This is a genomic window from Synechocystis sp. LEGE 06083 (assembly GCF_015207725.1).
In the GTDB taxonomy this organism is placed as follows: Bacteria; Cyanobacteriota; Cyanobacteriia; order Cyanobacteriales; family Microcystaceae; genus Synechocystis; species Synechocystis salina.
On record NZ_JADEWJ010000327.1, the window covers coordinates 1 to 3879 of the forward strand.

At 50.8% G+C, this 3879-nt stretch carries 3 protein-coding genes and 2 pseudogenes; all 5 read right to left on the reverse strand.

What is annotated here, in order from left to right; translation table 11 throughout:
- Positions 1 to 684: pseudogene (locus tag IQ219_RS17810) on the reverse strand (2-succinylbenzoate--CoA ligase); the annotation flags it as partial.
- Between the two features lie 6 nt (positions 685 to 690).
- Positions 691 to 1137 (reverse strand): gamma-glutamylcyclotransferase, encoded by a 447-nt coding sequence (locus IQ219_RS17815; protein ID WP_194073490.1) that lies wholly within the window; start codon positions 1135 to 1137, stop codon positions 691 to 693.
- Positions 1124 to 1621, reverse strand: a pseudogene (locus tag IQ219_RS17820) (hypothetical protein). The gene IQ219_RS17815 and the pseudogene IQ219_RS17820 overlap by 14 nt, the downstream one beginning before the upstream one ends.
- A gap of 126 nt (positions 1622 to 1747) precedes the next feature.
- Entirely contained in the window at positions 1748 to 3349 is a 1602-nt protein-coding gene (murJ, locus tag IQ219_RS17825) for a murein biosynthesis integral membrane protein MurJ (protein WP_194073491.1), read from the reverse strand.
- A 102-nt stretch (positions 3350 to 3451) separates the two neighbouring features.
- On the reverse strand, positions 3452 to 3879 hold a 428-nt coding region (locus IQ219_RS17830), incomplete at its 5' end, for a PAS domain S-box protein (protein WP_194073492.1).

Sequence of the window (3879 nt, forward strand, 5' to 3'; positions counted from 1 at the left end):
TTGTTTTACCAAGCCATAGTCTAAGGGGCTAAAGTTCCCCGCTGTCAGGGCCGATCGCCACCATTGCATAAAGCCGCCCACATGGTAGAGGGGAAGCAAACAAAAACTGTTAATTTGCCCATGGCGGGGTAATAGGGGGGCAAGACACTGCCTTAAACCGCCCACTGCCACGGTCAAGTTCTGGGGGCTATGGAGAGCAAAACGGATTGTGCCCGAAGAGCCGCCAGTGGGAAAACCAATTAATAGTTCTGACTTTTTCGAAGCTGGTTGATTTTCTGGAGTGATGGTCTGGCGGTGAACGGAATTTACTGCCGAATTACTATTGGTGAGCTTTAACCATTGTTGTTGCCATATCAATGGTCCCCAGAGGCGATCGGGGTGCAAAAACTGGGTTACTTGCTGCCATTCCCTTTGTTGCCATTGGCGATTGGCAATGAATAATGTCCCCCGGCCAACTCGCAAAAAAGCTACCACGGCAGCCCAAACTTTGGCTGATTCTGTTTCTGCTAATAAAACCTGGGGATTGGATAATTCTCCTAGGCTTTGTTGATATTCCTGCATCCATTCATGCCAACGGGGAGGCAGTTCTTGCTCTAATGTCGCCAAACCCCTCTGGAGGGAACCCCCTAGGGCCGAGGCAATGGTCTGGGGACAGCTTGGCAAAGAGTGGGTCTTAATCTCCATGGGAGCTTAGGCGATAGATTTCTGCTGGCTAGACCAACGGCCATTAGGAAGATAAATTCCTCCATACTGCTCAATTTTTTCAGGATCCATGCGGTAGAGCCACGCTTCCGTCATCACCTGATCCTGGGGGTCAAATACCTTAGCCCAGCAACGGTCATACACGTTCTCTTGGGGCGATCGCCCTGGTTGATAATCTTCCAAACTATCCAGATGCTCCAGGGAAAAGCGAGGTGGAAAGGTGAGGCAATAGCCCCAAACCCTATCTTCCCCGATCGCCAGGGCCGGATAATCAAAATTTGGCAGATGGTAGATCCGTCCCCGCACATAGCCCAGGACAGGAGGTTCAATTTGGTGGTGGCAATAGGCTTGGTGATTACACTCTTCTGGCATCAAGGTTCCATAGACAAAAACCTTAATTTTCGTATTCCCGGAGGATGAATTAGTATTCGCCATACTCTTGCAGAAAGCTGAGAAAATCCGTCAGGGCTGATCTGGTATCTGGGTTAGGGGTAAGTTGATACCGTATTTGTGAAATGAAGAATCGATTTTGGATTCTAGCTTGGCCAGCCGCTCGTTGTCTTTCTTGATCTGCTCGGTTTCTTTCCTGATGCGCTCGGTCTCTTTCTCGATCTGCTCGCTGTCTTTCCTGATCTGCTTTTTCTCGTTCCTCGTTCGCAAGATCATCTCGTCTAGTTTCGCGTTCTGTTGCTCGATCCGCTTGATATCGGCTTCGATTTCCAGCGTTCCACTCAAGGCCGAGATTAACCACCAAAGACGCTGTGCCCAAAGTGAACGCCCAGAAACTCCATGGTCAGATGGTGAGGGGGATGGGTTGGAAGGGGGTGGTGTCGATGTTGCCATAAAACCTCAATAATGCCGCTACAGCATACAAAAATGTGGTTAGGGAGCGGGGTAATAGGGCCAAGAAGGTTGCCATGGCATCATTCTAGCTAATTCAAGCAGATAGTACTGACAGAGAGGTTGATAGTAACAATATTGATATGTGCTGGAACAGCTAAAAAACCTAACTCTTTCATTGCCCTTGGGAAAATTTCTTTGCTGCCTAAACCCGTTTGAATTTTTTCCACAGGCGATCGCCTAGTAAATCGGCCTCTGGGACTTTGGCAAAGGCCACCCCCACAGTAAACACCACCAGGATAATGCTGGACATGGTCAGCACTTCCAGGATATTCTCCACCAAGCTATCCACCCCCCAAAGTTTCTGCCACAGCACACTCCCCTGCCAACCCGCCACACTGGCGATCGCCGTAACACCAACCAGTTTGCCCAGGTCAATGAGCCAGCTCCACAGATTCAGACCGGCTAGACGACGGTTCAGCATCCAAATAAAGATAGCCATAGAAAAAAGATTTACCCCCACCGTTGCCATGACAATGCCCACCGTCCCAAAGGGCTTATAGAAGAGGAAATCCAATAAACCATTCAGAAAAATATTAAATAGGCTCACTTTGAAAGGACTGTTGCCGTCCCCCAGGGCATAAAATACCCGCACCAACACATCTCGACCAAGGTAAAAAAACATGCCTAAACCGTAGGCTGCTAACACCGGAGCCACCTCCGCCGCCGCCTCTGCGTCAAAGGCCCCCCGCTCATAAATAACCTGAACAATGGGAATGGCTAGCCCCACTAAAATGGCTGTGAGGGGAAACATGGTCAGGGCGCTTAACATGATTCCCTGGCGGATGCGGAGCCTTAATTCTGACCAATCCTGGGGATCAGCTAAGCGGGAAAATACTGGCAGAAAGGGCACCAAAATCATATTGGAAATAATGCCCAGGGGAGTGAGGGCAACAAAATTGCCATAGCGCATGGCTGCCGCCGCATTGGGAATAAAGGAAGCAAAAAACAGGTTGGTGGCAAAGTTGATATACAACATCCCCGAAGACAGGGTGGCGGGAATCATGACCTGCAAAACTTCCCTTACCCCCGGCAGGGCAAAATTAAACCTCAGCCGCAATTTCCCCATGCCTGCTTTGGCCTGGGGCACAATCTGGGCTAACCATTGCAACACAGCTCCAGCGGTGGTCCCCCCTGCTAGCAAGAGGGAACCCAACAACCAATAAGGTTCGGTGTTTAATTGCTCCCCCAATTGCCAGACTGCGACCCCTAAGCCCACAATGACGGTAATACTAGAAAGCAAAGGACTAATGCTGGGCAATAAGTACTGATCCGCCGCATTCAAGGTACCGAAGCCAATGCCAATTAACCCCGAAAGTAGGGCCATGGGGGCCATAATCTGCAACTGTTGCACCGCCATGCGTCTGGTTTCTGGCTCTAATCCCGGGGCCAGCAGGTCGATAAATATTCCCGCCCCCAGCACCAAAATAATTGTTACCCCAAGCAATACTCCACTAACCAGGGTGGTAACGGTTTCCACCAAGGGGGCCGCCTCTTCCCGGTCCCGTTTCGCTAGCACACTCACCAAGGCACTGTGGAACGGGCCATTAATGCCCCCGAGAAGGATAAAGAGAAAGCCGGGGATCACGTAGGCATAGGCGTAGGCCGTCACCACCGTCCCCACCCCAAAGGCGGCGGCGATGATCTGCTCACGCAATAAACCAAAAACTTTACTGATCAAGGTGGCGATCGCCACAATGCCAGCGATATTAGCCAAGGAACGGGACGATTTACCAGACGGAGACACAGGCTAGATTCCAATAGATCAAGGGGCCATTATGGGGGAAGAGCGGTGGCACGGCCTAATGTTTCCCCAATCAAAGGGGGAGAGCAATGGCTCCATGAGCTCCTAGGCTTCCGACTGTATTGGGTTTAACTGGGCTTCTAACTGGGCCTCCAACATCGCTAATTTGCGCTTTAGGGTGGCATTTTCTTGCACCAGCCCCTGGTTGCGCCGCAGTAAATCCTGTTGCAAAGCAATCTGCTGTTCATTTCTCCGTTGGCGATCGCGCAGATCCCGTAACACGGCCATGGCGTACTGCAATGTACCCTGCTGATCAAAAATGGGTGTCCCTGTGACTTCCAAGGGAATGATTTGTCCCCCTTGATGAATTTCCATGTCGTCCACCTGGTAGGTTTCCCCTTGGAGGGCTTTGAGTAACGGTTGTTCGGTGAGGGGATAAAGTTGGTTGGTGCCGGTTTGATAGGCTTGGTAAATATCGTTTAATTGGTCGATTGCCGCTTCGGGCCAGAGGCCTTTTCCTAGGAGATTAATGG